Origin of the sequence: Micromonospora sp. NPDC049051, assembly GCF_043197575.1 — a bacterium.
GTDB lineage: Bacteria > Actinomycetota > Actinomycetes > Mycobacteriales > Micromonosporaceae > Micromonospora.
The window spans coordinates 164719-189650 of the sequence record NZ_JBICTL010000007.1 but is presented as its reverse complement, the minus strand read 5'-3'; the positions used below and the strand labels follow the sequence as shown (position 1 = coordinate 189650).

Genomic DNA, 24932 nt, shown 5'->3' with positions numbered 1-24932 from the left:
CGGTGCCCGACATGAGCGCCATGGTCGACGTGGAGGCGGTGTTCCGCGCGGAGTACGGTCGCGCGGTCGCCGTCCTGACCCGGCTGCTCGGCGACATCGGCCTCGCCGAGGAGGCCGTGCAGGAGGCGTTCACGGTGGCGGTGGCGCGGTGGCCGGAGAGCGGGCCACCGCCCAGCCCGGCCGGTTGGATCATCACCACCGCCCGGAACCGGGCCGTCGACCGCCTGCGGCGCGAGGCCTCCCGCGCCGACCGGCACGCCCAGGCCGCCCTGTTGCACGTGCGCGACGGACCGACCGAGGAGGGGCCGGTGCGCGACGACCGGCTCCGCCTGATCTTCACCTGCTGCCATCCGGCGCTCGCCCCCGCCGCCCGGGTCGCGCTGACCCTGCGGCTGCTGGGCGGCCTGGGCACCGTCGAGATCGCCAGGGCGTTCCTGGTCTCCGAGGCGACCATGGCCCAGCGGATCGTGCGCGCCAAGGCCAAGATCCGGGACGCGGGGATCCCGTACCGGGTGCCCGGCGACGCCGACCTGCCGGAGCGGCTCGGCGCCGTGCTGGCCGTGCTCTACCTGATCTTCACGGCCGGGCACACCGCCGGCTCCGGCGACCGGCTCGTCCGCGACGACCTGTGCGCCGAGGCGATCCGGCTGGCCCGGCTGCTGGTGGAGCTGATGCCGGACGAGCCGGAGGCGCTGGGCCTGCTGGCGCTGATGCTGCTCACCGAGGCGCGCCGCCCCACGCGTACCACGGCCGACGGCGCGCTGGTGCCGCTGTCCGCGCAGGACCGCCGCCGGTGGGACGCCGGGCTCGTCGCCGAGGGGCAGGCTCTGGTCCGCCGCTGCCTGCGCCGCGACCGGCCCGGGCCGTACCAGATCCAGGCCGCGATCGCCGCCGTGCACAGCGACGCTCCCGACGCCGCCGGCACCGACTGGGCCCAGATCCTCACGTTGTACGACCAGCTCACCGCGTACGCCCCGGGGCCGGTCGTGGCGCTGAACCGGGCCGTCGCGCTCGCCGAGGTGGCCGGGCCGGCGGCGGGGCTGGCCGCCGTCGAGCGGCTCGACCTGGGCCGCTACCACGTGTTCCACGCGGTCCGGGCCGACCTGCTGCGGCGGCTGGGCCGGGGGCGGGAGGCGACGCAGGCGTACCGGACGGCCGCCGAGCGGACGGACAACGCGGCCGAACGCGCCTTCCTGGCCGCGCGGGCGGCCACCACGCTGCCGGGTGGATGAACGCCGCCTCCTGCGCGTTTGCCCGCTCGGTGGGCCGGGAACCCGGGTCGTCCGGCAGCGCGGCGCCCGGCGCCGCCCGACGAACGGACGCGCAGCGCCCATGACGTACCGTCCGGCACTTGCCACCGCTTCCGACCCGACCACGTTGACGATCGGGGTCGAGGAGGAGTACCTCCTGCTCGACCCGCACACGGGGGAGAGCCTGCCGGTCGCCGACCGGGTGCTCACCGCCCTGTCCGGCAGCGCCCGGGAGCAGAGCCGGCAGGAGTTCCGGCACAGCATGGTGGAGATGGTCACGCCCGTCACCGCCGACCTGGCCGAGCTGCGCGCGCAGCTGGTGGCGCTGCGCCGCTCCGCCGGTGACGCGGCGGAGGCCGCCGGGGCCCGGCTCGTCGCGGTCGGCGCCACGCCCGTGCACGAGCCGCACCGGACGGTGCCGGACAAACCCCGCTACCACGCCATGTCGCGGCGCTTCGGGCCGGTGGCGCACGATCCGGCCGTCTGCGGCTGCCACGTGCACGTCGGGATGGCCGACCGCGAACTGGCCGTGCAGGTCTGCAACCACCTGCGGCCGTGGCTGCCGGTGGTGCAGGCGATCACCGCCAACTCGCCGCTGCACGACGGCCGCGACACCGGGCACGCCAGCTGGCGCTCCATGCAGCTCGAACGCTGGCCCAGCATCGGGCCGACCCCGCACTTCGAGTCGGTCGCCGACTACGACGCGACGGTGACGGAGCTGATCGACGCCGGGATCATGCTCGACGCCGCGATGGTCTACTGGTACGCGCGTCCGTCGTCCGCGTATCCCACCGTGGAGGTGCGGGTGGGTGACGTCTGTCCGGCCGTGGACGACACCGTGCTGGTCGCCGGGCTGGTCCGGGCCCTCGTCGCGACGCTGGCCGACGACGCGCGCGCCGGGGTGCCCGCCCGACGGATCCGGGACTGCCTGGTCTCCGCCGCGCACTGGCGGGCCGCCCACGACGGGCTGGAGGGCGACCTGATCGACCTGCGCGCGGGCGTCGCCCGTCCCGCCTGGGACATGGTCGGCGAACTCGTCGACACGATCACCCCGGCCCTGGCCCGCCACGGCGACCTCGACTACGTCCGCGAGCAGCTCCTACGGTTGCGCCGCGACGGCAACGGCGCCACCCGGCAACGTCGCGTCATGGCGCGCACCGGCGACGACGTGCGCGCCGTCCTGGACCACCTGGCCGCCGAGACCCGCGCCGGCTGAGCCGCGCCCGTTGCCGCCGTCGCCGCCGGCGGCTGGCGGGCCCCGGCTGCGGAGCAGGCTGGCGCCCGGTTCGCCTGGGAGGGGCCGCCGGTCAGCGGATGTCGTGGGACTGCAACCAGAGTTCCAGCAGGCCGAGCTGCCACAGCTTGTTGCTGCCGGCGGCGGCCTGCGCCCGGTCCGGCTCGGCCAGCAGCTCGTCGACGTACCCGCGGCGGAACAGGCCGCGCTCGCGGGCGGCGGGGGCGGCGAGGGCCTCGGCGACGAGCTGCCGTACCGGCCCGTCGACGTTGCGCAGCGCCGGCACCGGGAAGTAGCCCTTCGGGCGGTCGACCACCTCGACGGGCAGCACCTCGCGGGCCACCGCCTTCAGCACACCCTTGCCGCCGTCGGCCACCTTGTGCTCGGGCGGGCAGGCCGCCGCGAGGGTGACCAGGTCCTGGTCCAGGAACGGCGTACGCACCTCCAGCCCCCACGCCATGCTCATGCTGTCCACCCGCTTGACCGGGTCGTCGGGCAGCATCAGGTGGGTGTCCAGGCGCAGCACCGCGTCCAGCGCCGTCTGCGCGCCCGGCGCGGCCAGGTCCGCCGCCAGCAGTTCGCGACTGGCGTCGCGGTCGCAGGCGTACGCGGGGTCGACCACCCGGTTCAGCTCGGCGTGGTCCCGGTCGAAGAACGCGTCGGCGAAGGCCGCCGTCGCGCCGTCGCGGGGCACTCGCGTGAGGGGTTGGTGGTAGCCGTAGCCGGCGAAGACCTCGTCGGCGCCCTGGCCGGACTGGGCCACCTTCACGTGCCGGGCCACCTGTTCGGAGAGCAGGTGGAAGGCGACCACGTCGTGGCTGCCCATCGGCTCGGTCATGGCGTGCACGGTCCGTCGTACCGCCGGGACCAGGTCCTCGTCGGCGAGCCGGATGCGGTGGTGGTCGGTGCCGAAGGTGCGGGCGACCAGGTCGGAGTAGTGGAACTCGTCGCCGGACTCGCCGCCGCGGCTGTCGAAGCCGATGCTGAACGTCTGGAGGTGGTGCTGCCCGGCCTCGGCCAGCAGCGCCACGATCATGCTGGAGTCCAGGCCGCCGGAGAGCAGCACGCCGACGGGGACGTCGGCGACGAGCCGGCGGCGTACCGCTTCGCGCAACGCCTCCCCGACGGCGGCCCGCCAGTCGGCGGCGTCCATCCCCTCGTGGTCGGGGTGCCGGGCGTAGTCGGGCCGCCAGTAGACGTGCTGGCGGCTGCGCCCGTCGGCCTCGACGACGCGCACGGTGGCCGGGGGCAGCTTGCGCACCCCGCGCAGGACGGTGCGGGGCGCGGGCACGATGGAGTGCCAGGAGAGGTAGTGGTGCAGCGCCACCGGGTCGATCGCGGTGTCCACGTCGCCGGCCCGCAGCAGGGCCGGCAGGGTGGAGGCGAAGCGCAGCCGGCCGGGTGACTCGGCGAGGTAGAGCGGCTTGATGCCGAGCCGGTCGCGGGCCAGCACGAGCCGGCGCCGCCGCCGGTCCACCAGGACGACGGCGAACATGCCGACCAGGTGGTCGACGAAGTGCTCGCCCCACTGCGCGTACGCCACCAGGACGACCTCGGTGTCGCTGGTGGAGTGGAACGTGTGCCCCGCCTCCCGCAGTTCCTCGCGCAGCTGCGGGTAGTTGTAGACGCAGCCGTTGAAGACCAGCGCCAGTCCGAGGTCCTCGCGGACCATCGGCTGGGAGCCGGCCTCGGTGAGGTCGATGACGGTGAGCCGGCGGTGCCCGAGGACCACCCAGCCGTCGTCGAAGAGGCCCTCGCCGTCCGGGCCCCGGGACCGCATCGCCTCGCTCATCCGGGTCACCGCGCCGGTGTCCGGTGCCGAGCCGTCGAACCTGGCCTCGCCGCTGATGCCGCACATCGTCAGCGGCCACCGGACTTCCGGGGCATCGGACCCACCGTCACCACTCCCGTCGGCGTCGCGGCTGCGCCGGGCCGCCCGATCGTGGGGGAGCCCGGTCCCGTCGGCAGGACGGGCGGCTGGGCTACCCGCCGTCGGGGGCGGCAAACCCCGGCAGTGTCCGGTCGCGGCCCCCGGCGGGCCCGGTGGTGGGCTCTTCCGCGCCGGCGAGGGCACCGCGAAGGAGCTCACGCCCCGGGCGGCGGATCAGTCGCGCAGCGTACGCAGGATGCGGGCGAGTTGTTCCCGGTCCGCGGGTGCCAGGCGGTCGAACAGCTCCTCGGTGGCGGCCCGCCGGGCGGCACGGATGGCGGCGCCGGTGCGCGTACCCTCCTCGGTCGGCGTGACCAGGGTGGCCCGCCGGTCGGCCGGGTCGGGGCGGCGCCGTACGAGCCCACGCGCCTCGAGGTCGTCAACGACCTCGGTGGCCGAGCGCGGGGCGATGCGCAGGTGCCCGGCGAGCACGCTGAGCCGCAGCGCGCCGTGCCGGATCAGTACGCCGAGCGCCCGGGACTGGGCGGGCGTGACGTCCCAGGGCGCGAGCGCCTCGCGGGTGCGGTGGCGCAGCCGCCGGGTCACCGCCCGGAACTCCTCGGCGAGGCTGTCGCTGCCGTCGTCGCTGCCGTCCGTGTCCGCGGTCACGGGAATACCGTACCAGCGGAAGCTGTTGCTCCCTCATGTTGAGGTAACCTCAGCATTGTCGACGTGAGGGAGCATCCCTTGGAACCCATCCCCTCCGGCCGTGACCGCGGCCCCCGCAAGGTCAGCGCCGCCGAGAAGGCGCAGGCCCGCCAGGTGTCCCTGCGGCGCATCGGCACGCTCTTCGCCCGGCACAAGGCGGCGGTCGGCGCCGTCACCGCGATCATCGTGGTCTCCTCGGTGCTCGCCATGGCCTCGCCCTTCCTGCTGCGCGCCGTGATCGACCGGGCCCTGCCGGAGCGCGACCTGGCCCTGCTGGTCGCCCTGGTCGCCGGCATGGTCGCCGTCGCCGCCGTGACCTCCGTGCTCGGCGTGGCGCAGACCTGGATCTCCACCCGGGTCGGCCAGCAGGTCATGCACCGGCTGCGCACCGACGTCTTCACCCACCTGCAACGGCAGTCGCTGTCGTTCTTCACCCGCACCCGCACCGGCGAGGTGCAGTCCCGCATCACCAACGACATCGGCGGCATGCAGAGCGTGGTCACCTCGACCGCCACCGCCATCGCGGCCAACCTGACCACCGTGGTCGCCACCGCGGCGGCGATGGTCGCGCTCTCCTGGCGGCTCTCCCTGGTCTCCCTCGTCGTGCTGCCGCCGGCCATCTGGCTGACCCGCAGGGTCGCCCACCTGCGTCGCGAGATCACCGCGCAGCGCCAGCGCGAACTCGCCGACCTCAACGTCACCGTCGAGGAGGGGCTGTCGGTCAGCGGGGTGCAACTCGTCAAGACCCTCGGCACCGGCCCCGCCCTGGCCGCGCGCTTCGCCGCCTCGTCGGCCCGCCTGGTCGACCTGGAGCTGCGCTCCGAACTCGCCGGCCGCTGGCGGATGGCCACGATGAGCATCGTCTTCGCCGCCATCCCGGCGGTCATCTACCTCAGCGCCGGGCTGCCCGGCGCTGCCGGCACGCTCAGCATCGGCACCCTGGTCGCCTTCACCGCGTTGCAGGGCGGGCTGTTCCGCCCGCTGATGGGCCTGCTCAACGTGGGCGTCTCGGTGACCGCCTCGCTGGCGCTGTTCGCCCGGATCTTCGAGTACCTGGACCTGCCCGTCGAGGTGGACGACCCCGCCGAGCCGGCCGACATCGACCCCCGCCGGGTCCGAGGCCGCCTGCGCCTGACCGACGTCACCTTCCGCTACCCGGGCAGCGACACCGCCGCCGTCGCCGGGATCACCCTCGACGTGCCGGCCGGCACCAGCCTGGCCCTGGTCGGCGAGACCGGCTCCGGCAAGAGCACCCTGGCCGCGCTCGTCAGCCGGCTGCACGACCCGACGAGCGGCCGGATCACCGTCGACGGCGTCGACCTGCGCGACCTGCGCCTGGCCGACCTGGCCGCGATCGTCGGCGTGGTCAGCCAGGAGACGTACCTGCTGCACACCACCGTCCGGGAGAACCTGCGCTACGCCCGCCCCGACGCCACCGACGCCGAGATCGAGGACGCCGCCCGCGCCGCCCAGATCCACGACCTCATCGCCGGACTGCCCGACGGCTACGACACGGTCGTCGGCTCGCGGGGGCACCGCTTCTCCGGCGGCGAGAAGCAGCGCCTGGTCATCGCCCGTACGCTGCTGCGCGACCCGCGCATCCTGATCCTCGACGAGGCCACCAGCGCGCTCGACACCGAGACCGAACGCGCCGTGCAGCGGGCGTTCGACGAGGTGGCCCGGGGGCGTACCACCATCACCATCGCCCACCGGCTCTCCACCGTGCGGGGCGCGGACCAGATCGCCGTGCTCGACCACGGCCGGATCGTCGAGTCCGGCAGCCACGACGGTCTGCTGGAGCGCGCCGGCCGCTACGCCACGCTGGCCGCCTGACGACTCGTCGCGAGTCTCAGAACCGTCGCATAATCCGTCTCATTATTCTGCGACGGTCGGGTCGAGGTGGCGGTAGACGGTGGCCCGCGAGACCCCGAGCGCGGCGGCGATCTCGTCGGCCGAGTGGCTGCCCTCGGCGTGCATCCGCCGGGCCGCCGCCACCTGCTCCGCACCCATCGCCCGCGGCCGCCCGGGCCGCCGCCGGCCCCTCACCGCACCGCCTCCGGAGGTCGGCGCACCCGCGCCGTCGCCGGGGCCCGGCACACCCGGGCCGTCGCCGGACGTGGTGCCCGTGCCGTCGCCGGTCTCCGCGCCCGCGCCGCTGGTCGGGTCGGTGCCCGCCGGGTCGCCGAGCAGCCGGCGTACGCCGTCGAGCATGTCGGCGCGCAGCACCTCGTCCGGCACGTCGGTGAAGAAGACGATCGGGTCGCTGCACGCGGCGACCGCCTGCACCGCCCGTACCCGCTCCCGGCGCCCGGCGTCGGGCCCGGCGATCAGGTCGTTGGCGCGCAGGGCGATCCGGATCAGGCGGTGGTAGGTGTCGCCCCGACCGACGAGCGCGATGTCGTGGAAGAGCATGCCGAGTGGACGGCGGTGGCCCAGGATGATGTCCACCCAGCCCTCCAGTACCGTCCACCGGGCCCGCTCGGCCGGCCCCGCCTCGGCCGTGTCGAGCAGCGCCTCGAAATCGGCGACCAGCGGCTCGACCAGGGCGGTGAGCAGGTGCTCCTTGGCGGGGAAGTGGTAGAGGATCGCCGCCTTGGTCAGCCGCAGCCGCTCGGCGATCTGGCGCAGCGAGGTGCGCTGGTAGCCGTGCTCGGCGAACAGGTCGAGCGCGGCGCGCAGGATCCGGGTGCGCGTGTCGTCGGGCGCCTCGGCGGTCATGGCGGCAAGCGTAGCCGCGCCCTGACCGCCGGGAGGCGACACCATTGATTCGACTGACCATCGGTCAGTACAGTGTGGTCGTCGGCAGGCCTGCCTCGATCCGGTCGCGCAGGTCGGCACCGCCAGCGGCAGGAGGGGTCCATGCCCGTCATCTCCATCGACGACCTGGTCAAGACGTTCGGCAGTGTCCGGGCGCTCGACGGACTCGCGCTGAAGGTCGGGGCGGGGGAGGTGCACGGCTTCCTCGGCCCCAACGGCTCGGGCAAGTCCACCACGATCCGCGTCCTGCTCGGCCTGCTGCGCCGCGACGCGGGCGACGTACGGGTCTTCGACGCCGACCCCTGGCGCGACGCGGTGGCCCTGCACCGCCGGCTGGCGTACGTGCCCGGCGACGTGAACCTGTGGCCGAACCTGTCCGGCGGCGAGGCGATCGACCTCTTCGGGCAGCTGCGCGGTGGCCTCGACCGGCGTCGCCGCGACGACCTGCTGGAGCGCTTCGACCTCGACCCGACGCGCAAGTGCCGCACCTACTCGAAGGGCAACCGGCAGAAGGTCGCCATCGTCGCCGCCTTCGCCTCGGACGTCGAGCTCTACGTGCTCGACGAGCCGACCTCCGGGCTCGATCCGCTGATGGAGGCCGTGTTCCAGGACGAGGTCCGCCAACTCAAGCGCGAGGGCGCGACCGTCCTGCTCTCCAGCCACGTGCTGGCCGAGGTCGAGGCGCTCTGCGACCGGGTCAGCATCATCCGCGAGGGTCGCACCGTCGAGTCCGGCACCCTCGCCGAGCTGCGCCATCTCACGCGTACGGCCGTCACGGTCGAGACCGCGCGACCGGCGACGGGCCTGGCCGCGCTGCCCGGCGTCCACGGCGTGCGTGAGGTCGACGGGCGTACCCACCTGGAGATCGAGCCCGCCCACCTCGACGAGTTGCTCGGGCACCTGGTGCGCTTCGGCGTCCGGGCGCTGACCAGCGCCCCGCCCACCCTGGAGGAGCTGTTCCTGCGCCACTACGGCGACGAACGCGCCACCGTCGCCGCCGGATCCTCCGCCGCTGCCGGATCCTCTGCCGCGGCCGGATCCTCCGGGTCGGTTGCCGGCCCGAACGACGGTGCCGGCCCGAACGACGGTGCCGGCCCGAACGACGGTGCCGGCCGTGACGGTCCGGGTGCTGGCGACGGTCCGGGTGCCGGCCGGCCGGAGGGCGTCCGGTGAGCGCGTTCACCGGCACCGGGCGACTCGCCCGGCTCGTGCTGCGCCGTGACCGGGTCCGGCTGGCGATCTGGGTGCTCGGCACGCCTCTGCTCGGCTACGCCCTCGCCGGCAGCGTCAAGGAGTTCTACCCCGACGAGGCGGCCCGCGTCGGCTACGCCAGCACGTCGGCGTCCAGCCTGGTCGCCCGCGCCTTCAACGGCCCGATCGCCGGCACCGACCTCGGCGCGGTCGTGGTCGCCGAGACGTACGTGACGCTGGCCCTGCTCGCCGCACTGCTGAGCACCTTCGCGGTCGTCCGGCACACCCGGCAGAACGAGGAGACGGGCCGGGCGGAGCTGCTCGGCGCTTCCGTCGTCGGCCGGTACGCGCTGCTCACCGCCGCGCTGCTGGTGGTCGTCGCGGCGAACGTGGCCGCCGCCGCCCTGCTCGCCGCCGCGCTGGCCGGTGCCGGCCTGCCGCTCGCCGGGTCGGTCGCCGCTGCCGCCGCCATCGGGGGCGTCGGGGTGGCGTTCACCGGCGTCGCCGCCGTCACCGCCCAGCTGTCGGTCACCTCCCGGGGCGCCAACGCGCTCGCCGCCGCCGCGGTCGGGATCTCCTTCCTGCTCCGCGCGGCCGGTGACGTGCTGGGCGAGCAGGTCGACGGCGGGCTGCGGGTGGTCAGCGCCTGGCCGTCCTGGCTCTCCCCGCTCGGCTGGGGCAACCAGGTGCGCGCCTTCGGCGGCGAACGCTGGTGGACGCTGGCGCTGCCTGTCGCGCTGCTGGTCGCCGGGGTGGCGCTCGCGTACGCCCTCGCCGAACGGCGGGACGTCGGGGCCGGGCTCGTCGCGCCCCGGCGCGGGCCGGCCACAGCCGTACCCGGTCTGCTCAGCCCCGCCGGGCTGGCCTGGCGGTTGCAGCGCGGGGCGCTGCTCGGCTGGGCGGTCGGGGTGGCGGTGCTCGGGTTCTCGATGGGCATTGCCGGCGACGAGTTCAACGCCATGATCGAGGAGAACCCGGCCGCCGCCGAGGCCATTAGCGCGATGGGCGGCGGCGCACGATTGATCGACGCGTACCTGGCGGCGATGCTGGGGCTGTTCGCGCTGACCATCGGCGCGTACGTCGTGCAGGCGCTGCTGCGTACGCGCAACGACGAGAGCGACGGGCCGCTGGAGGCGGTGCTGGCCACGGCGGTCAGCCGCACCCGTTGGCTGACGACACAGGTGCTCGCGGCGACGCTCGGCGCGCTCGCCCTGGTGCTGGTGGGCGGGCTCACCACCGGGCTCGGCTACGGTCTGGTCGCCGGCGATCCCCTCGGCCGGGCGGTCGAGCTGGGCGGGGCGGCACTGGTGCGACTGCCGGCCCTGCTCGTGGTCGCGGGGGTGGTGACCGCGCTGTTCGGCCTACTGCCGCGCTGGTCGGTGGCGCTGTCCTGGGCGGCGCTGATCGCGTTCCTGCTGCTCGGGCAGTTGGGCGCGGTGCTCGACCTGCCGCAGGCGGCGCTGAACCTGTCGCCGTACACCCACGTGCCGCCGGCCCCGGCGGCCGACCCGGCGGTGCTGCCGCTGGTCGTGCTGACGGCGGTGGCGGGGGTGCTGCTCGCGGCCGGCATGGCCGGCTTCCGCCGCCGCGACGTCCCGAGCTGACGGAAGGTCACGGTCCTCCCCGCACCGGACTGCGACGGCAGGCACGTGTCAGGGCGCGGCGAGAGGTTCCCGCGATCCGCTGTCGAGAAGCGCACTCACCCGTGTGATCGCGTCGTCGATCATCGTGCGGTACGCGTCGTCCGGCAGCTCGGCGACGAGCGGCGTCGCGATCGCCAGGTGGTCGCGGGCGCGGGCGGCGTCGCCGGCACGGCGGTACCCGTCGGCGAGGTTGAGGTGCAGCGACGGCAGGAGGGCCCGGACCCGCAACGACGCGTCGTGCCGCCGCACGCGCTCGTCGCTGAGGTCCGCGACGGCGGCCAGCGCCCGGCGGCCCCACGCCACCTCGTCCGCGACCGAGTCCTGAAGGTCGGCCAGGTGGTGCGCGACGGTGCAGCGGTGCAGCGCGTCCCCGGTGTCGCCGACCCGGTCCCAGAGTTCGGTCAGGGCCAGGCGTGCGGCGGTACGGTCGCCGGCCGTACCCAGTTCCAGGGCGCGGCCGAGGTGCGCCATGACGTCGTCGGCGTCGTTCGTGTCCACCATGCTCCTCGCGGTCAGGGCCGGGCAGCCGGCTGTCGGGTCTCCGCGATACATGCTCGGGGCTCGACCGACTCGAGGGTCAAGCCTGCACGGCGCCACCCTCGGCTGCCCGCTCGCCCTGCTACCCGAGTGGTCCCGCGGCGAAGCCCGCTTGCCGGTGACTGGCAGGCTCCAGGTATGGGAAGCATCGTCACGCAGTTGCCCGCCCTCATCGGTGTGCTGGTCGGCACGATCGGCACGATCGTCGCCACCTCCCTCGCCGACCGCACCCGGTGGAAGCGGAACCAGTCCGTCCGCTGGGACGACCGGCGGCTCGACGCGTACGTCGAGTTCGCGCGGGTGATCAAGGAGATCCACGCCGTCGCCAACCGCATGCTCGTGGACGAGCGACCCCACTCGCGCGGGCACCGGATGGACCGGGAAGAAGGCCTCACCCGCCTGGCCGACGCGGACGTCCGGCACACGTTGGCCTGGGAGAGCCTCCTGCTGCTCGGGGACGCCTCGACCGTGTCGGCGGCCCGCGAGTGGCGGGACGCCGTCTGGCAGATCGAGCGGGTGGCCCGTGGACTCGACCCGGGCGACGACCACGATCTCGCCGACCTGCTGCACCGGGCCAACGAGGCGCGCGACCTCTTCTACCGCGCGGCCCGTGGCGGCCTCGGCGTCCGTGGCGGCTCGGTCGCCCAGGCGGTGGTGCTCGAAGCGAGGCTGGACGAGATCCGGGCGGGCAGGGCGTCACGGCAGACGCCGGAGGCGTCCGGACAGGCCCTGATCGGGCGCTGAGCGCGACCGGAGACCCGTCCGACCCGGCTGTTGACGGGCCCGTACAGCCCGGCGCGGCGGGAGCCGCCCCGCACCGAGCCGACCTCCCGAACACGTCCTTGCCCCCGACGCCCAGCACCCGATGGGGGACGTGACCGGGGTGCCGTTCGACGCGGCCGAGGCGGGCGGCGGTCGCCGAGGACCTTGCGGGCCGGAGACCTTGCGGGGCGGTTGACCGTGCGGGCCGAGGCCCTTGCGGGGCGGTGGACGGTCATCAGGGTCGCACTTCGCGTACGGACGCGCTCCGATCCGACGTCAGCCGGGGTAGCGGGTCCGCCAGTGTGGATCGGTCGGTGGGAAGTACTCGCCTCCCGACGGGCTGTCGTGCAACTCGGTGACGAGGTCGCGGGCCAGCGTGTCGGCCGTCCACGCCAGCTCCAACCGGGACAGCCAGTCGACCGGGAGCGCGTCCGGCCCGTGCGCCGTACCCAGCAGGGCACCGGCCACCGTCACGGCGTGCCCGCCGTCGCCGGCCGAGGCGGCGAAGAGGAGCGCCTCGCGTACCGCCTCGCGGCCCGGGAAGCAGGCGACGGCGTAGACGCCGCCCGCCAGCGCGGAGACCGCCCGGGCATCGGGAGCCAGCCGGGTCAGCTCGTGGACAGAGGGCGCACCCGACCCGGCAGCGGCGAGAGCCGGAACCAGGGACCGCTGCGCCACCTCGGAGAAGTCTCCCGGATCCGACGCCACGCTCACCAGGGCCTCGACGAGTGGGCGTCCCGCAGCGAGCAGACGGATCACGGCACCCGCCAGCCCGGCGACGCCGACGGCGTCACCCGCGTGCGTGAGGGCGGCCATCTCCGCCGCGTCGCACGGGTAGAGGCTGACCGGCAGGGTCCGGGTGAGCGCGTGCGCCCCGGTGCTCGTACCGCTGGGATCGTCGATCGTGCCCATCTTGCGTCGCTGGAGTGCGGCCACCGTCGCCGGCGCCGACCCGCGCCGCTCGGCCAGCGCCGGCACCCGCACCAGCCAGCCTCGCGGCCCGTTGCCGTCGTTGCCGATCTCGAAGCCGGGTACGCCCTGGATCGTGGCCCAGCTCCGGTACGACTCCCACACCATGCTCGGCGGATGACAGATGCCCCGGTGCCGGTGCCGCACGTGGGCGCGGATCAGGCCGTCGATGGTGAAGCAGGCGAGCTGCCCGGCGCTGGAAGCCCGCAGCGGCCCGGACTCCGGCACCGAGCCGCCCGTCGCGCCGACGGCGTCCCCGAGCATCAACCCGAGCACACAACCCCGAGCGCTGGCGAGTTGCTCCGCCGTCACCTTGGTCACGCCGTGCAGCATATTCGCGAACGCTGGTTCCCCATGATCGTTGGCAGCTGGACGAGTCGACACGCCGCGAATCGAGCAGCTCAACTGTCAACGATCAGGATCCGCCATAGCAGGTGGCGAGAGGCGGTGGGGTGTTGTCCACAGCGGAGAGCCTGTCCACAGGGGAGCGAGCGGGCGGTTGCGCGGGAAAGGCTAGGGGCGGAACGGTCGTGACGTGGATGTGGTGCTTCGAGAGTTGGTGGAGCGTGGCGGCGGGCTGGTGACCCGGACGACGGCATTGCAGGTGGTGCCCGAGTGGACGTTGCAGCGGGCATGCGGTCGCGGTGATCTGGTGCGGGTACTGCCCGGGGTGTTCGCGGCGGCACACCTGCTGCAAGACGCACCTGGCAACCACGCCCCCGTCAATGGCCGCCCCACTCCGGCCGATGGCCGCCTCGCTGCCGCCGACGGCACCGATGCTTCCGCCGTGAGTCGCATCGCTCCGGCCGTCAGCCGGCTCGCTCCCGCTCTCGGCCATCGTGCCGCTCTCGCGTGGGCTGACGGTCGAGGCGCGCTCAGCCACCTCAGCGCACTCGAGGTGTGGGCGTTGCGTCGGCAGGTGACCGGCGATGTGCTCCATGTGAGCACGCCGGCCGGCGCCAGCCTGCGTACCCGGCCCGGACTGGTCGTGCATCGACGCGAGGCCTTCGCGGTCGAACCGCCGCAGGTGGTGCTCCGGCGCGGGCTGCTGGTGACCCGCATCGAGCAGACCCTGGTCGACTCGTGGCCGCTCCTGCCGTCCGCCGAGCGGCGCGCGCCGGTGATCCGGGCGGTCAACGATCGACTCACCACGCCTGAGCGGTTGGCGGTGGCCCTGGGCAGCGCGCCGAGATTGTACGACCGGGCAGCGCTGCGGACGCTGCTGACGAGGCTCGCCGAGGGCTGCCGCAGTCCGCTGGAGATCTGGGGGCACGAACGCGTCTTCACCGGTCCGCAGATGCCGGCGTTCCGTCGTCAGGTGCGGATACGTGTCGGGCCGCGGACCACGTATCTCGACCTGTTCGCCGAGCGGGAGCAGGTCAACATCGAACTCGACGGTGCCACGACACATGGCGACCCGCGCCAGCGGGAGATCGATCTGCGTCGTGACGCGCTGCTGGCGACCATCGGGATCCTGGTGGTCCGCTTCGCCCACCGTCGTCTGTTCCACGAGCCGGACGACGTACGCCGGGAGACCCTGGCCATCCTGACGAGCCGCCGGCCGAATGCGAGCGCTTGACGAGACACGAGCGCCTGACGAGCCACCGGCCGAACACGAGCGCCTGACGAGCACACGAGCGCCTGACGAACCGACGAGCACGAGCGTCGGACGAGCGCGACCACTGAGCGGACCCGTGCGCCGACCGGGGATACCCGGTCCGTGGAAGCCCCGAGCAGGTGAGCGACGCGGCGTGGGCTCAAGGCGTGAATCGCGCGCTGTCACCGCCCGTGACGGACAGCGTTGCTCCGGACACCATGCGGGCCGCGTCGGAGGCGAGGTAGACGACGGCCGGTGCCACATCCGCCGGTTCGATCCACGGCACGCGGAGCGGGAGCTTGCCCGCGAGGGCCGCCGCAGCCGTCTTCTCGTCCTTCGCCTCGTCGCCGGTGGGTGTGTTTCCCCCGTCGGCGATGGCCTGTGCATAGCGGTCCTCGTGCCGGGTCAGCGCCGTGTCGATGAGGCCTGGGACGATCGCGTTGACCGTGATGCCGTACTGGCCCAACTCCAGCGCCGCCGATTTCATCAGGCCGAGGATGCCCCACTTGGAAGCCGCATAGCTGGCGCCCCACAGGGTGCCGTGCTGCCCCTGGGTGGACGACGTGACGATCAGTCGGCCTCCGCCGCGCTCGACCAGGTACGGGGCGAACGCGCGCAGTGTGTTGGCGGTCCCGTTGAGGTTGGTGTCGATGTGTTCGTGCCAGTCGTCGTCGTCCATCTCCAACAGCGGCTTGAACGCCTGTATGCCGGCGTTGGCGAACACGATATCGACCCCGCCCCACCGGTCGGCAGCCGTCTTCGCCGCCGTACGCATGGCCTTCATGTCGCGGATGTCGGCCTCGATCGCGAGCCACCCGGAATCGTGCTCACGCACGGCGCGCCCGGTCTCGACCAGGTCGGCGGGGACGGCCGGGGGGTAGTCCATCCGTGGGCTCACTTCGGCCACGATGTCGATCCCGACGACGTCCGCGCCGGCGGCGGCGAGAGCGACCGCGGCAGCGCGCCCGATCCCCCGGGCGGCCCCGGTGACGACCGCGACCCGACCGGCCAAGCCGAAGGGGTGTGTCGAGTCGACGTTCCTGGTCATTCGAGTGCCTTCGTTGTCGGTTCGGTTCGCGGCATGCAGGTCACCGCCCAGCCCGGACTGCTGCGGCGACTACCCGCGATGACCGTCGCAAAACGCTCGGCGCCGACGTGGGGGTCGCCGACGGGCAGCCTGCCTGCGGCGCCGCACCACCCGTCGTACCGGCGACGTCAGCCCGCATCGGCTCCCGCACGCGGCCCCGTCACCAGTGGCCGGAGTCGTGGTGGTGTTCCTGCGGCGGCCGGCACTCCCGCGCATGTCTGCTCTGCCAGTCGCGCAGCGCCCGCCGGATCCGGTCGTTCTCCTGGGTGAGTAGCCGTACCGTCTCGTTGAGCATGGCCAGCTCGTCGGCCACCCGGGCCTGGAACTCGCGTACCTCCACCTGGTCGACGCCGGGTCGGCGGGCGGTGAACTCCCGGGTCCGCACCTCGTGCGGGGTCATCCGACCGGGATAGCCGGCCGGGTAGGGCTGACCGCCTCGATACACCTGAGCCACGACGATCCTCTCTGCGGGGCACGCGGGAGCGCGGACTCCTCGCGGTGGGTCTGGAAGGGCGGGTCGTCCGCGCGGGGGCCGCGGACGACCCGCCCGCTCGGCCGTCGCAGCTCGATTCAGCGGTACGACAGCAGAGCAGCCGTCGGGACAGGCACGGGCAAGCCGCCCCGACCAGGGGGTGCCTCCGCTCCTTGTTGCCACGCAAGGGGAGAGGCGGCTTCCAACTTAGCTGTCCCAGTCATCCGAGTCAAACGATGAGTTGTCGCGAGGTGTCGTTGCGTGATCGAATTGGCGTGCCACGCAGGGGGAGTCATGCCGATCACCGCCGACTACATCCGCATCGCCGACAAGATCGTCGCCGACATCAGGGCGAAGGAGCTGAAGCCGGGCGACAAGCTGCCCTCGATCACGCAGCTCGCCGCGACGCACGAGGTGAGCCCTTCCACCGTCAAGCAGGTCTACGTGCGTCTCGAAGCCCTCCGGGTGATCTGGCGGCACCAAGGGAAGGGTGTCTTCGTGAACGACCCGAAGCTCTGGATGCGGGAGCCGTAGGCAGCGAGCGACTCGGTTCGGCACTCGATCGGGCCCGTTGTCTTCGTGGTGACGGGTAGCTGACAGTGTCGATGGCATTGCGGCCTGTCTGTCACACCGGGGCGGGAAACTCGATGCCCGCCCCTCGGAGGTGCCGCATGCCGTACGTCAAGTCTCACGTCCGCCGCAACGGGTCGAGAGTCCGGGCGCACTACCGCAGACGGCGCCGGACGAGCGGCGGATCGGTGCGCCGTGGTCGTCCGCACGGCGGGTCGGTCAACGGTTGGGGTGTCGGCCTCGGCGGGCTGGCCGTCCTCGCCCTCGTCGTGCTGGTCGTCGACTTCGTCCAGCGGCACCCGTACTGGTCGGTGTTCCTGGCCTTCGTGGCTGTCGCGACCACCACCGCCCTGCTGGTGCTCAGGTCCCGGCGGCGGGCACGCCTGCGGGCTGAGCAAGCCGAACGCGATCGGGCCATCGCGGTCACCGATGCGATGACCGGCGCCGAGTTCGAGCAGTGGTTCGCGAGGCTGCTGGCGGCGTCAGGCTTCCGGCAGGTCCTGGTCGCAGGGGGCTCCGGCGACCGTGGCGCGGACGTCACGGCGATCGCCCCGGACAGCCGGCGCGTCGTCGTGCAGTGCAAGCGGCAGAGCCTGACGAACCGGGTGGGCAGCGCCGCCATCCAGCGGTTCGCCGGCACCTGCCGGGAGGTGCACGGCGGCGAGCTGTGCATGATCGTCACCAATGGTCTCTTCACTGCGGGCGACGGAGTCCGGCTCGCCCGACAACTCGGCATCGTCCTGGTCGACCGGGGAGAGCTGGAGGTCTGGGCCTGCCGGCGGACGCCGCCGCCGGGCCTGCTGACCCGTTGACCCGATGGCCGGCAGGCCGCGCGACGGCGGGCAGCTGGTGCCGCCGGGGCAGAATGATGACCCCCAGCAGGCTTCGCAGTGAGGATCCACTTATGACAAGCGACGAACGGTGGGTGGCGAGCGTGCCCTTCTCGTCGGGCACCTCGTTCGCGGGACGGCTCGCCCTGCTCGGCGGGACACTCGCGCTGACCGCCGACGAGGTGACGTTCACGCCGGTGGCGGGGTTGGGCGGTGTCCGCCGAATCGCGTTGGTGGACATCGAGAGCGTGGCCGCCCACGCCGACAGGCCGCCACGGCTGCGGATCACCACCAGGGCTGGTGATCGAATGGTCTTCATAGTCCCGTCGAGCCGGGGCGCGACGGTGTTGTCGTCGGACTCGTCGGCGCGGGACGAGGCGGCGGCCAGGATCAACGCGCGCCTGGCGCAATGACGCTCAAGGTCGTACCGGCATGCGGCGTCGCCCGGTCGCCCGCATCGCGCGCCATCCGTCGCCGTCAGTGCAGGGAGGGTGCGTCGAGGCGGCGGTGTCGGTGGGCGCCTGGTCCGGATCGGGGCCGGCGGGTAATCGACGCGGTCAGTTCGGGTGGGGTGGCTCGTCGAGGATGGCGCTGAAGCGTTCCTCGGCGAGGTCGAGCTGGCCGAGGATGTGCTCCTTCACGGGCGCCGACAGGGGAGTGTCGGGCCGGGTGACGAGGTCCCGGTAGACCGGCACGAGCGGGCGGTACTTGCGCGCCGACGAGGTCACCTTCGGCCCGACGGTGTGGATGACGCCCACGCCGTTGTCCGTGAAGTCGGAGATCTTGATGACCCGCGCCCATGGCTCCCGGTCCAGGCTGGCCGCCACGTGCTCCCGGTACTGGACGTGCCGGTCGCGCTCCGGGTCGTACGCCGGATTGGTGACCGCCGCGACCAGGCGGGCGACCCGTGGGCCGAAGCGGTCCGCGAGCGTGGCCAGGGCGGCGGCGGTGAGGTCGTCACCGGCGTGCTCGCCCGCCAGGTCCTCGGGATGGTCCTCCACCGCGTCGTGCAGCAGGCCGGCCACGATCACGTCGACGTCGCGGACCTGGTAGTGGTGCATCATCCGGATCGCCACCCGGAGCAGGTGGTTCAGGTAGGGCTCGCGGACCCGGCGGTCGTCGCCGTGCAGTTCGGCCGCCAGGTCGAGGGCCTCGGTCAGCCGCTCCCGGGCGGCCTCGTCGAACGCGCGCAGCTCCAGCCGGAACCGGGCCAGCAGGCCGGGCTCGCCGTGGATCTCGGTGATCGCGTGCATCGGCATGGTGGCCAGGTAGGCGGGAAACTCCATGCGCCACTTATAGCCGATCTTCACGCTGCCGGGGGTCCCTGGCGTCGGTCACCCGACCTCTCGGGAGAGGGCTCTTGACGCGACTAATCCTGGACATCTAATGTCCAGAACATGCGGATGGCCGAGGGTGTCGAGTGGGCCCTGCACAGCTGCCTCAACCTGACCTGGTCGGAGCCGGGCCAGGCGGTGTCGGCCGCCCGCCTGGCCGCCTTCTACCAGCTGCCGACGGCGTACCTGAACAAGCAGTTGCAGGCGTTGGTGCGGGCGGGGATCCTGTCGTCCACCTCCGGCCCGCGCGGCGGGTTCCGGCTGGCCCGGGCGCCCGAGGCGATCACCGTGCTGGACGTGGTCGTCGCGATCGAGGGCGCGGAGGAGGCGTTCCGCTGCGAGCAGATCCTGCGCCAGGGGCCCGGAGGGCGCGGCGACGTCGACTACCGGCAGGTCTGCCTGGTGTCGCAGGCGATGCGCCGGGCGGACCTCGCCTGGCGGCGTGAGCTGGCGGGGCAGACGCTGGCCGACCTGCGCGCCGCCGTGGAGCAGCGCTACCCGGACACCCCCGGCAACACCCGCGACCGGCTCACCGCACCGCTCACCTGAGCACTACCCTCCAGGGAGGACAGTCACATGACCACCGCACCCGTGCACGTCCGGGCCGCCGACGCCACCGTGCTCGCCGACGGGCCGACCAGCCTGATCACGCTGCTGGCCGACGCCGGCGCCACCGGCGACGCGCTGACCGCGAACCGGGCCACCCTGCACCGGGGCTCGCCGGGCGCGCCGCCCCACCTGCACACCCGCGCCGCCGAGTCGTTCTTCGTGCTCGACGGCGTCCTGGAGGTGCTGGTCGGCGACGAGATCCGCACCCTGCGCCGGGGCGACTTCCTGGTTGTGCCGGCGGGCACCCCGCACGCGTTCGCGCCCGCCCGTGACGAGGCCGCCGACGTGCTGGTCGTGTTCACGCCCGGCATCGACCGGTTCGACTACTACCGCCTGTTGGAGCGGGTCCACCGGGGCGAGGCCGATCCGGCCGAGATCGCGGCGAGCGGCGAGCGGTTCGACAACCACTACGTCGACAGCCCGCTCTGGCGCGCCCGCTCCGAGGCGGCGTCAGGCCCCGGCCGGTAGGTGCTCGCGGGTCCACTCCGCGAAGGTCGTGAGCGGGATGCCGAGGGCCCGGGCGTACTCCGGGCGGGCAGGCTGCTCCGCGACGTTCAGCAGTTCGTGCGAGAGGCCCGCCCACTGCGGCATGCCCGCGGCGACCGCCTCGTCCTCGGTCATGTCGGGCGCGGCAACCTCGGTGCCGAGCGCGCGGGAGAGGGCCGCGGCGATGTCCGTCATGCTCAGGTGGTCGCTCGCCAGTTCCAGCTCGACCCGGTCGAAGCGCTGCGGCGCGGCGAAGGCCGCGGCGGCCGCCCTGCCGATGTCGGTGACCGCGACGAGGGAGAGCCGGGTGGAAGGCTTCAGGACGGTCGCCAGGCCGCCCTCGACTCCGCGGGGGAACAGGTACGCGGCGGAGGGCAGGAGGTTCTCCATGAAGAAGCCCGGCTTGATGAGCGTCCAGTGGGTGAAGCCCGCCCGGCGTACGCGGTCCTGAATGCCGGCCTTGGCGGCGTAGTAGGGCTCCAGCGGCGCCCAGCGGCCCTCGGCCCAGCCGGGAAACCCGGTGTGCTGCCCCGCGCCGGAGACGGACGAGTGGACGAACTGCGCCACGCCCGCGGCCCGCGCGCCCTCGATCAGGTTGACGGCCTGGGCCAGCTCGCCGTCGAAGTCGGGGCCCCGTTCCGTCATCCCGGGCATCTGCACCGAGAAGACGCCCCGGGCGCCCCGCGCGGCCCGGACCACCGACTCGCGGTCGCGCAGGTCGCCGACGACCAGGTCGGCGCCGAGCGCCTCCATCGCCTTCGCCCGGTCGCTTGCCGGGTCGCGGACCAGCGCCCGGACGGCGACGCCCGCCCCGAGCAGGGCCCGGGCGGTGGCACCGCCCTGCTGGCCGGTGGCGCCGACGACCAGGACGGGTGCGGAATCGGTGGGCATGAGGATCCTCCTGCGGCGCGGCGGCATTAAACGGCGGGGCCCGCCGTTTCTGCTTGATAAGATACGGCGGACCCCGCCACTTAGGCAACGTGAGGTGACGTCATGGCCGCCCAGCGAGCGGATGCCCGGCGTAACCGCGCGCTCCTGCTGGCCGTGGCCGAGCAGGAGATCGCCGCGTACGGCGCCGACGCGTCCCTCGAACAGATCGCCCGCAGGGCGGGAGTCGGATCGGGCACCGTGCGCCGGCACTTCCCCAGTCGGCACGCGCTGCTGGCGGCGGTCTTCCACGAACGGGTCGAGGCCCTGTGCGTCCACGCCCGCGACCTGGCGGCCGGGGCCGACGCCAGGACCGCGCTGCTGGAGTGGCTGGGCGCCGTCACCGCGTCGGCCTCGACCATCCGGGGGCTGGCCGTCGCGCTGAGCCGCGACAGCACCGCCGACGTGGCGCACGAGCACTGCGCCTCGGCGCAGCTCACCGAGGCCGGCGACCCGCTGGTGCGCCGTGCCGTGCGGGACGGCGCGGTGGCGCCGGACGTGACCGTCACCGATCTGCTCACGCTGGTCACCGGCATCGCCCTGGCCACCGAACACCACCCGGACCCCGCCGCCGAAGCGGCCCGACTGCTCGCCCTGACCGTGGCGGGCGTCAGCCCCCGACAGGGGTGAGCAGGGGCGGCGGGCGCCCGGTGCGCCGGCCGGCCCGGCACATTCCCGAGGTGGTCGACCAGGCCGACGTCAGGCGCTGACCCGGCGGACCAGCCTCGACGGGAACAGCGTCGACGGCGGCACCGGTCGCCCGGCCAGCACGGCCGTCGCCGCCGCCGTGGCGATCTGCGCCACCGGATGGGTCGCCGTGGTCAGCGCCGGAGCGGTCATCGCGGCCAGCGGGACGTCGTCGAAGCCGGTGACCGCGACGTCTCCGGGCACCTGGACGCCGTCGGCGCGCAGCCGGTCGAGCACCCCGAACGCCGTCGCGTCGCTGCTGCCCACGATCGCGTCCGTGTCCGGCCAGCGTTCCAGCACCTCGCGGGCCGCCGCCCGGCCCCGGCCCGCGCTGAAGTCGCCCCGCACCAGCCGTACGGGCAGGGCCGCGTCGCGCATCACCCGCCGGTACGCGCTGACGGAACGCCCGGCGCACGACAGCCAGCGGGGCCCGGTCACCATGGCGATGTGGCGACGCCCGGTGTCGTACAGGTGCCGCACCACCGCCTCCGTACCGCCGCCGTTGTCGACGTCGTACGCCGGGACGAGGGCCGAGCCGATGCCGATCGAGGCCACCCGACCGCGCAGCCTCGCCGGCACCGCGTCGAGCACCGCCTCGGTGGTGTTGATCAGGAGGAGCCCGCCCACGCCACGGTCCTCGGCCAGCCGGCGCACCTCACCCGGCGTCCGGGTGGGCAGCCAGTGCAGCGACACCCCGAGTCCGTACGGCGCGCAGACCCGGGCGGCCGCGCCGACCACCCGGTCGACGTACGGGTCGTCGAGGACTGTCGGGGCGGTGCCGGAGACCGCGACCACCAGCCGTACCCCGGTGCCCCGGACGAGCGCGCGGGCGGCCAGGTTCGGCACGTAGCCGAGCCGCTCGGCGGCGGCGTGCACACGCTCCCGGGTGGCGGGCGCGGCGTAGCCGGTGCCGGCGAGCACGCGCGAGGCGGTGGCCTGGGAGACCTCCGCCGCCAGGGCGACGTCCCGCAGGGTCGCCGGTCGGTGCGTCGTCATCGCGGCCCTCCCCGTGCCGGCCCTGCGCCGTCTCCGGTCGACCGGCGTCATCGTTCTCCTCCGGCCGCCGCCGGTGCGGGGCGGAACCGGGTTGCCGTGGTAACGCTTCCAGGTGTGCGATCGTGCGGCAACCGTCCGAGGTGAAAGGATCGTCACCGTGAACCGCACCGCCCCATCCGCCGCGCCGGCCTCGGCGGTGTCCCCGGCGGTGCTGGCCGCCCGTACGGCCGTGGCCGTGGTCTTCACCCTCAACGGCCTCGCCGTGGCCACCTGGTTCTCCCGGGTGCCCGCCGTCCGTGACGCGCTCGGGCTCAGCGCGGGCCGCCTCGGGCTGCTCCTGCTCGCCATGTCGGTCGGCTCGCTGCTCGCGATGCCCACCGCCGGCCTGGTGGCCCAGCGGCTCGGCACGGCCCGCACCGTGGCCCTCGGCAGCGCGTTCGTCGCGACCGGGCTGGCCGTGGCCGGGGTCGCCACCGCGGCCGGTCTCCTGCCCGGGGTCGCGGTGGGCCTGTGCGCCTTCGGCTACGGCTCCGGGATCTGCGACGTGGCGATGAACGTCGAGGGCGCCGTGGTCGAGCGGCGGCTGGGACGCACGATCATGCCGCGCTTCCACGCGGCGTGGAGCCTCGGTTCCGTCGCCGGCGCCGGGCTCGGTGCGGGGGCCGCCCGCCTCGGCGTGCCGGTCGCCGCGCACCTCGCCGCGCTGGCCGTGGTGGTGCTGCTCGGCACCCTGCTGGCCGTCCGGTCCTTCCTGCCGGCGGCCGAGGGCGGCACCTCCTCGGCGTCGGCCGCCCCCGCCGAGCGCCGCCGTGACCTGCTCGCCGCCTGGCGGGAGCCGCGCACCCTGCTCGTCGGGCTGCTGGTGCTGGTGGCGGCGTTCGCCGAGGGCAGCGCCAACGACTGGCTGGCCGTCGCCTTCATCGACGGGTACGACCTCAGCGAGGCTGCCGGGGCCGCCGTCTTCGGCGTCTTTGTCGTCGGCATGACCCTGGGCCGCACCGTGGGCACGGTCGCGCTGGACCGGTGGGGTCGGGTGCCCGTCCTGTCCGGCACCATCCTGCTCGCCACGCTCGGCGCGGGCGTGGCGGTGCTCGCCGGCTCCGGGCCCGTGGCGATCGCCGGCGTGGCGCTCTGGGGGATCGGGGCGTCGCTGGGCTTCCCGGTCGGGATGAGCGCGGCGGCCGACGACGAGCAGCGGGCGCCGGCCCGGGTCAGCGTGGTCGCCGTGATCGGCTACACCGCCTTCCTCGCCGGCCCGCCGCTGCTCGGCCTGCTCGGCGACCGGGTCGGTACGCTGCACGCCCTGCTCGTGGTGCCGCTGCTGCTGCTGCCCACCCTCGCCCTGGTGCCGGCGACCCGGCCGCCGCGCCACCCGGCCGTCCCGTCAACCGGCAGCCCGCCCCTCCCGCCGACCGGCGGCCCCGTCGACCGCGAGCCGACGGCCGGCCACCCGGGCGGCCAGCCACCCGGGCGGTAGGCGAGCCGACCGCCGGCCCGCTGAGCGCCACGGGCGTGTGCAGCACGTCCGGCCGGCGCCGCGTTCAGCCGGTGAGGGCCCGGGCCAGGGCGAAGCCGGCGGTGGCGGCGGCGAGGCCGGCGGCCACGCTGGACAGCACGGTGACCAGCGCGAGGAACCGCCGGCCCCGGCGCGCCAGCCGCAGCGTCTCGTAGCCGAAGGTGGAGTACGTGGTCAGCGCGCCGCAGAATCCGGTGCCCAGCAGCGCGGCGGCGGCCGGGCCGACGGGGAGCCCGACCAGGAGGCCGAGCAGGAACGACCCGGCCACGTTGACGGTCACGGTGCCCCAGGGCAGGGTGCCGCCGAGCCGGGCCTGCACCGCCCGGTCGGTGAGGTAGCGCAGGGGCGCGCCGACGGCCGCGCCGAGCGTGATCAGCAGGACGGTCACCGGCCGGTCCCGCGGTCGGTGCGGGCGTCGAGCAGCCGACCGGTCACGGCGTCGCCGAGCCAGACCGCGACCAGCGCGCCGAGCAGGGTCGCGGCCAGGTAGGTCAGGGCCACCCTCGGTGCGCCGGCGTCGAGCGCTAGCCGGATGTCCACCGCGTACGTGGCGAAGGTGGTGTAGCCGCCGAGGACCCCCACGCCGAGGAACGGGCGCAGCAGCGGCCGGCGGCCACCGGCCCGGTCGAGTGCCGCCATCAGGACGCCGATCAGGAAGCAGCCGGTCAGGTTGACCGTGAACGTGGCCCACGCGAAGCCGGTCGGGCCGTGCGGGAAGGTGTGCTGGAGCCCGGCGCGGGCCAGGGCGCCCAGCGCGCCGCCGGCCGCCACGGCACCGAGCACCGCCCCGGGGCGGGCCGGCAGCTCGCCCTGGTCGGCGGGTACGCGCAGGTCGACGTCGGGGTCGACCCGCGGGTCCGGTCCGGTCACCTCACCCTCCCCACCGGTGCCACGGCGGGA

Annotated in this window: 25 protein-coding genes and 1 pseudogene; 14 read left to right on the top strand and 12 right to left on the bottom strand. The window is 74.3% G+C overall.

Going from position 1 to position 24932, the window contains the following annotated elements:
- Positions 1-20: 20 nt before the first annotated feature.
- Entirely contained in the window at positions 21-1232 is a 1212-nt protein-coding gene (locus ACGFIR_RS27095) for an RNA polymerase sigma factor (protein WP_393148028.1), read from the top strand.
- A 100-nt stretch (positions 1233-1332) separates the two neighbouring features.
- Positions 1333-2466, top strand: coding sequence for a glutamate--cysteine ligase (locus tag ACGFIR_RS27090; protein WP_393147958.1), 1134 nt, complete (start codon positions 1333-1335; stop codon positions 2464-2466).
- Between the two features lie 91 nt (positions 2467-2557).
- Here ACGFIR_RS27090 and ACGFIR_RS27085 read toward each other — a convergent pair whose 3' ends face one another.
- The gene (locus tag ACGFIR_RS27085) at positions 2558-4342 is read right to left on the bottom strand and encodes an N-acetylglutaminylglutamine amidotransferase (protein WP_393006925.1); all 1785 of its coding nucleotides are present in this window, start codon (positions 4340-4342) and stop codon (positions 2558-2560) included.
- A gap of 246 nt (positions 4343-4588) precedes the next feature.
- Positions 4589-5023 carry a MarR family winged helix-turn-helix transcriptional regulator gene (locus tag ACGFIR_RS27080; protein WP_393147956.1) on the bottom strand — a complete coding sequence of 145 codons (435 nt, stop codon included), beginning with the start codon at positions 5021-5023 and terminating at the stop codon, positions 4589-4591.
- Positions 5024-5101: 78 nt separating this feature from the next.
- On the opposite strand from ACGFIR_RS27080, the gene ACGFIR_RS27075 reads away from it, so the two are divergent.
- Positions 5102-6895, top strand: coding sequence for an ABC transporter ATP-binding protein (locus tag ACGFIR_RS27075; protein WP_393147954.1), 1794 nt, complete (start codon positions 5102-5104; stop codon positions 6893-6895).
- A 42-nt stretch (positions 6896-6937) separates the two neighbouring features.
- Here ACGFIR_RS27075 and ACGFIR_RS27070 read toward each other — a convergent pair whose 3' ends face one another.
- Positions 6938-7780, bottom strand: a complete 843-nt coding sequence (locus ACGFIR_RS27070; protein ID WP_393147952.1) for a TetR family transcriptional regulator — start codon at positions 7778-7780, stop codon at positions 6938-6940.
- Positions 7781-7921: 141 nt separating this feature from the next.
- Between ACGFIR_RS27070 and ACGFIR_RS27065 the strand changes: the two are divergent.
- Together ACGFIR_RS27065 and ACGFIR_RS27060 are read left to right on the top strand one after the other, a co-directional pair.
- Positions 7922-8833 (top strand): annotated as a pseudogene (locus ACGFIR_RS27065) (ATP-binding cassette domain-containing protein); the annotation flags it as partial.
- 155 nt (positions 8834-8988) lie between these two features.
- Positions 8989-10614: an ABC transporter permease gene (locus ACGFIR_RS27060; protein WP_393006933.1), complete on the top strand. Its 1626-nt coding sequence runs from the start codon at positions 8989-8991 to the stop codon at positions 10612-10614.
- 48 nt (positions 10615-10662) lie between these two features.
- On the opposite strand, the gene ACGFIR_RS27055 is transcribed toward ACGFIR_RS27060, so the two are convergent.
- Positions 10663-11124, bottom strand: coding sequence for a hypothetical protein (locus ACGFIR_RS27055; protein WP_393148026.1), 462 nt, complete (start codon positions 11122-11124; stop codon positions 10663-10665).
- Positions 11125-11328: 204 nt separating this feature from the next.
- Between ACGFIR_RS27055 and ACGFIR_RS27050 the strand changes: the two genes are divergently transcribed.
- Positions 11329-11934, top strand: a complete 606-nt coding sequence (locus ACGFIR_RS27050) for a hypothetical protein (RefSeq protein ID WP_393006935.1) — start codon at positions 11329-11331, stop codon at positions 11932-11934.
- 294 nt (positions 11935-12228) lie between these two features.
- Here the strand turns inward: ACGFIR_RS27050 and ACGFIR_RS27045 are convergent, their stop codons facing one another.
- The gene (locus tag ACGFIR_RS27045; protein WP_393006937.1) at positions 12229-13242 is read right to left on the bottom strand and encodes an ADP-ribosylglycohydrolase family protein; all 1014 of its coding nucleotides are present in this window, start codon (positions 13240-13242) and stop codon (positions 12229-12231) included.
- Between the two features lie 619 nt (positions 13243-13861).
- Here ACGFIR_RS27045 and ACGFIR_RS27040 point away from each other — a divergent pair.
- On the top strand, positions 13862-14500 hold the full coding sequence (locus ACGFIR_RS27040; protein WP_393147950.1) for an endonuclease domain-containing protein: 639 nt from the start codon (positions 13862-13864) through the stop codon (positions 14498-14500).
- A gap of 178 nt (positions 14501-14678) precedes the next feature.
- Here ACGFIR_RS27040 and ACGFIR_RS27035 read toward each other — a convergent pair whose 3' ends face one another.
- Both ACGFIR_RS27035 and ACGFIR_RS27030 read right to left on the bottom strand, forming a co-directional pair.
- A complete protein-coding gene (locus ACGFIR_RS27035) occupies positions 14679-15566 on the bottom strand; it encodes an SDR family NAD(P)-dependent oxidoreductase (protein WP_393147948.1) in 888 nt (295 codons plus the stop codon).
- 199 nt (positions 15567-15765) lie between these two features.
- Complete coding sequence (locus tag ACGFIR_RS27030; RefSeq protein ID WP_393147946.1) at positions 15766-16005, bottom strand: cell division protein DivIVA; 240 nt, start codon at positions 16003-16005, stop codon at positions 15766-15768.
- Between the two features lie 366 nt (positions 16006-16371).
- On the opposite strand from ACGFIR_RS27030, the gene ACGFIR_RS27025 reads away from it, so the two are divergent.
- The 3 genes from ACGFIR_RS27025 to ACGFIR_RS27015 all read left to right on the top strand — a co-directional run bounded on the left by ACGFIR_RS27025 (position 16372) and on the right by ACGFIR_RS27015 (position 17890).
- Positions 16372-16611 carry a winged helix-turn-helix domain-containing protein gene (locus tag ACGFIR_RS27025; RefSeq protein WP_393007397.1) on the top strand — a complete coding sequence of 80 codons (240 nt, stop codon included), beginning with the start codon at positions 16372-16374 and terminating at the stop codon, positions 16609-16611.
- Between the two features lie 224 nt (positions 16612-16835).
- A complete protein-coding gene (locus tag ACGFIR_RS27020) occupies positions 16836-17459 on the top strand; it encodes a restriction endonuclease (RefSeq protein ID WP_393147944.1) in 624 nt (207 codons plus the stop codon).
- A 92-nt stretch (positions 17460-17551) separates the two neighbouring features.
- Positions 17552-17890 (top strand): hypothetical protein, encoded by a 339-nt coding sequence (locus ACGFIR_RS27015; RefSeq protein WP_393147942.1) that lies wholly within the window; start codon positions 17552-17554, stop codon positions 17888-17890.
- Positions 17891-18034: 144 nt separating this feature from the next.
- Here ACGFIR_RS27015 and ACGFIR_RS27010 read toward each other — a convergent pair whose 3' ends face one another.
- Positions 18035-18763, bottom strand: coding sequence for an HD domain-containing protein (locus tag ACGFIR_RS27010; RefSeq protein WP_393006949.1), 729 nt, complete (start codon positions 18761-18763; stop codon positions 18035-18037).
- Positions 18764-18874: 111 nt separating this feature from the next.
- On the opposite strand from ACGFIR_RS27010, the gene ACGFIR_RS27005 reads away from it, so the two are divergent.
- The gene (locus tag ACGFIR_RS27005) at positions 18875-19360 is read left to right on the top strand and encodes an RrF2 family transcriptional regulator (protein ID WP_393147940.1); all 486 of its coding nucleotides are present in this window, start codon (positions 18875-18877) and stop codon (positions 19358-19360) included.
- A gap of 27 nt (positions 19361-19387) precedes the next feature.
- Positions 19388-19888, top strand: coding sequence for a cupin domain-containing protein (locus ACGFIR_RS27000; protein WP_393147938.1), 501 nt, complete (start codon positions 19388-19390; stop codon positions 19886-19888).
- Here ACGFIR_RS27000 and ACGFIR_RS26995 read toward each other — a convergent pair.
- Positions 19871-20797: an NmrA/HSCARG family protein gene (locus ACGFIR_RS26995; protein ID WP_393147936.1), complete on the bottom strand. Its 927-nt coding sequence runs from the start codon at positions 20795-20797 to the stop codon at positions 19871-19873. The genes ACGFIR_RS27000 and ACGFIR_RS26995 overlap by 18 nt on opposite strands.
- 102 nt (positions 20798-20899) lie before the next feature.
- On the opposite strand from ACGFIR_RS26995, the gene ACGFIR_RS26990 reads away from it, so the two are divergent.
- Entirely contained in the window at positions 20900-21463 is a 564-nt protein-coding gene (locus ACGFIR_RS26990; protein ID WP_393147934.1) for a TetR/AcrR family transcriptional regulator, read from the top strand.
- 69 nt (positions 21464-21532) lie between these two features.
- On the opposite strand, the gene ACGFIR_RS26985 is transcribed toward ACGFIR_RS26990, so the two are convergent.
- Positions 21533-22516: a LacI family DNA-binding transcriptional regulator gene (locus ACGFIR_RS26985; protein WP_393147932.1), complete on the bottom strand. Its 984-nt coding sequence runs from the start codon at positions 22514-22516 to the stop codon at positions 21533-21535.
- A gap of 157 nt (positions 22517-22673) precedes the next feature.
- Between ACGFIR_RS26985 and ACGFIR_RS26980 the strand changes: the two genes are divergently transcribed.
- Positions 22674-23993: an MFS transporter gene (locus ACGFIR_RS26980; protein ID WP_393147930.1), complete on the top strand. Its 1320-nt coding sequence runs from the start codon at positions 22674-22676 to the stop codon at positions 23991-23993.
- Positions 23994-24057: 64 nt separating this feature from the next.
- Here ACGFIR_RS26980 and crcB read toward each other — a convergent pair whose 3' ends face one another.
- Both crcB and ACGFIR_RS26970 read right to left on the bottom strand, forming a co-directional pair.
- Positions 24058-24420 carry a fluoride efflux transporter CrcB gene (gene crcB / locus ACGFIR_RS26975; RefSeq protein WP_393147928.1) on the bottom strand — a complete coding sequence of 121 codons (363 nt, stop codon included), beginning with the start codon at positions 24418-24420 and terminating at the stop codon, positions 24058-24060.
- Positions 24417-24902, bottom strand: coding sequence for a fluoride efflux transporter FluC (locus ACGFIR_RS26970; RefSeq protein ID WP_393147926.1), 486 nt, complete (start codon positions 24900-24902; stop codon positions 24417-24419). Before ACGFIR_RS26970 ends, crcB begins: the two co-directional genes overlap by 4 nt.
- Between the last annotated feature and the right edge of the window lie 30 nt (positions 24903-24932).

Bases quoted from the DNA above. Each gene is read 5' to 3' on its own strand.
- ACGFIR_RS27030 (WP_393147946.1), bottom strand. From the start codon at position 16,005: ATGACCCCGCACGAGGTGCGGACCCGGGAGTTCACCGCCCGCCGACCC.
- ACGFIR_RS27095 (WP_393148028.1), top strand. From the start codon at position 21: ATGGTCGACGTGGAGGCGGTGTTCCGCGCGGAGTACGGTCGCGCGGTC.
- ACGFIR_RS27070 (WP_393147952.1), bottom strand. From the start codon at position 7,780: ATGACCGCCGAGGCGCCCGACGACACGCGCACCCGGATCCTGCGCGCC.
- ACGFIR_RS27035 (WP_393147948.1), bottom strand. From the start codon at position 15,566: ATGACCAGGAACGTCGACTCGACACACCCCTTCGGCTTGGCCGGTCGG.
- ACGFIR_RS27015 (WP_393147942.1), top strand. From the start codon at position 17,552: ATGACAAGCGACGAACGGTGGGTGGCGAGCGTGCCCTTCTCGTCGGGC.
- ACGFIR_RS27090 (WP_393147958.1), top strand. From the start codon at position 1,333: ATGACGTACCGTCCGGCACTTGCCACCGCTTCCGACCCGACCACGTTG.
- ACGFIR_RS27055 (WP_393148026.1), bottom strand. From the start codon at position 11,124: ATGGCGCACCTCGGCCGCGCCCTGGAACTGGGTACGGCCGGCGACCGT.
- ACGFIR_RS27010 (WP_393006949.1), bottom strand. From the start codon at position 18,763: ATGGAGTTTCCCGCCTACCTGGCCACCATGCCGATGCACGCGATCACC.
- ACGFIR_RS27050 (WP_393006935.1), top strand. From the start codon at position 11,329: ATGGGAAGCATCGTCACGCAGTTGCCCGCCCTCATCGGTGTGCTGGTC.
- ACGFIR_RS27005 (WP_393147940.1), top strand. From the start codon at position 18,875: ATGCGGATGGCCGAGGGTGTCGAGTGGGCCCTGCACAGCTGCCTCAAC.
- ACGFIR_RS26990 (WP_393147934.1), top strand. From the start codon at position 20,900: ATGGCCGCCCAGCGAGCGGATGCCCGGCGTAACCGCGCGCTCCTGCTG.
- ACGFIR_RS27025 (WP_393007397.1), top strand. From the start codon at position 16,372: ATGCCGATCACCGCCGACTACATCCGCATCGCCGACAAGATCGTCGCC.
- ACGFIR_RS27085 (WP_393006925.1), bottom strand. From the start codon at position 4,342: ATGTGCGGCATCAGCGGCGAGGCCAGGTTCGACGGCTCGGCACCGGAC.
- ACGFIR_RS26985 (WP_393147932.1), bottom strand. From the start codon at position 22,516: ATGACGACGCACCGACCGGCGACCCTGCGGGACGTCGCCCTGGCGGCG.
- ACGFIR_RS27000 (WP_393147938.1), top strand. From the start codon at position 19,388: ATGACCACCGCACCCGTGCACGTCCGGGCCGCCGACGCCACCGTGCTC.
- ACGFIR_RS26995 (WP_393147936.1), bottom strand. From the start codon at position 20,797: ATGCCCACCGATTCCGCACCCGTCCTGGTCGTCGGCGCCACCGGCCAG.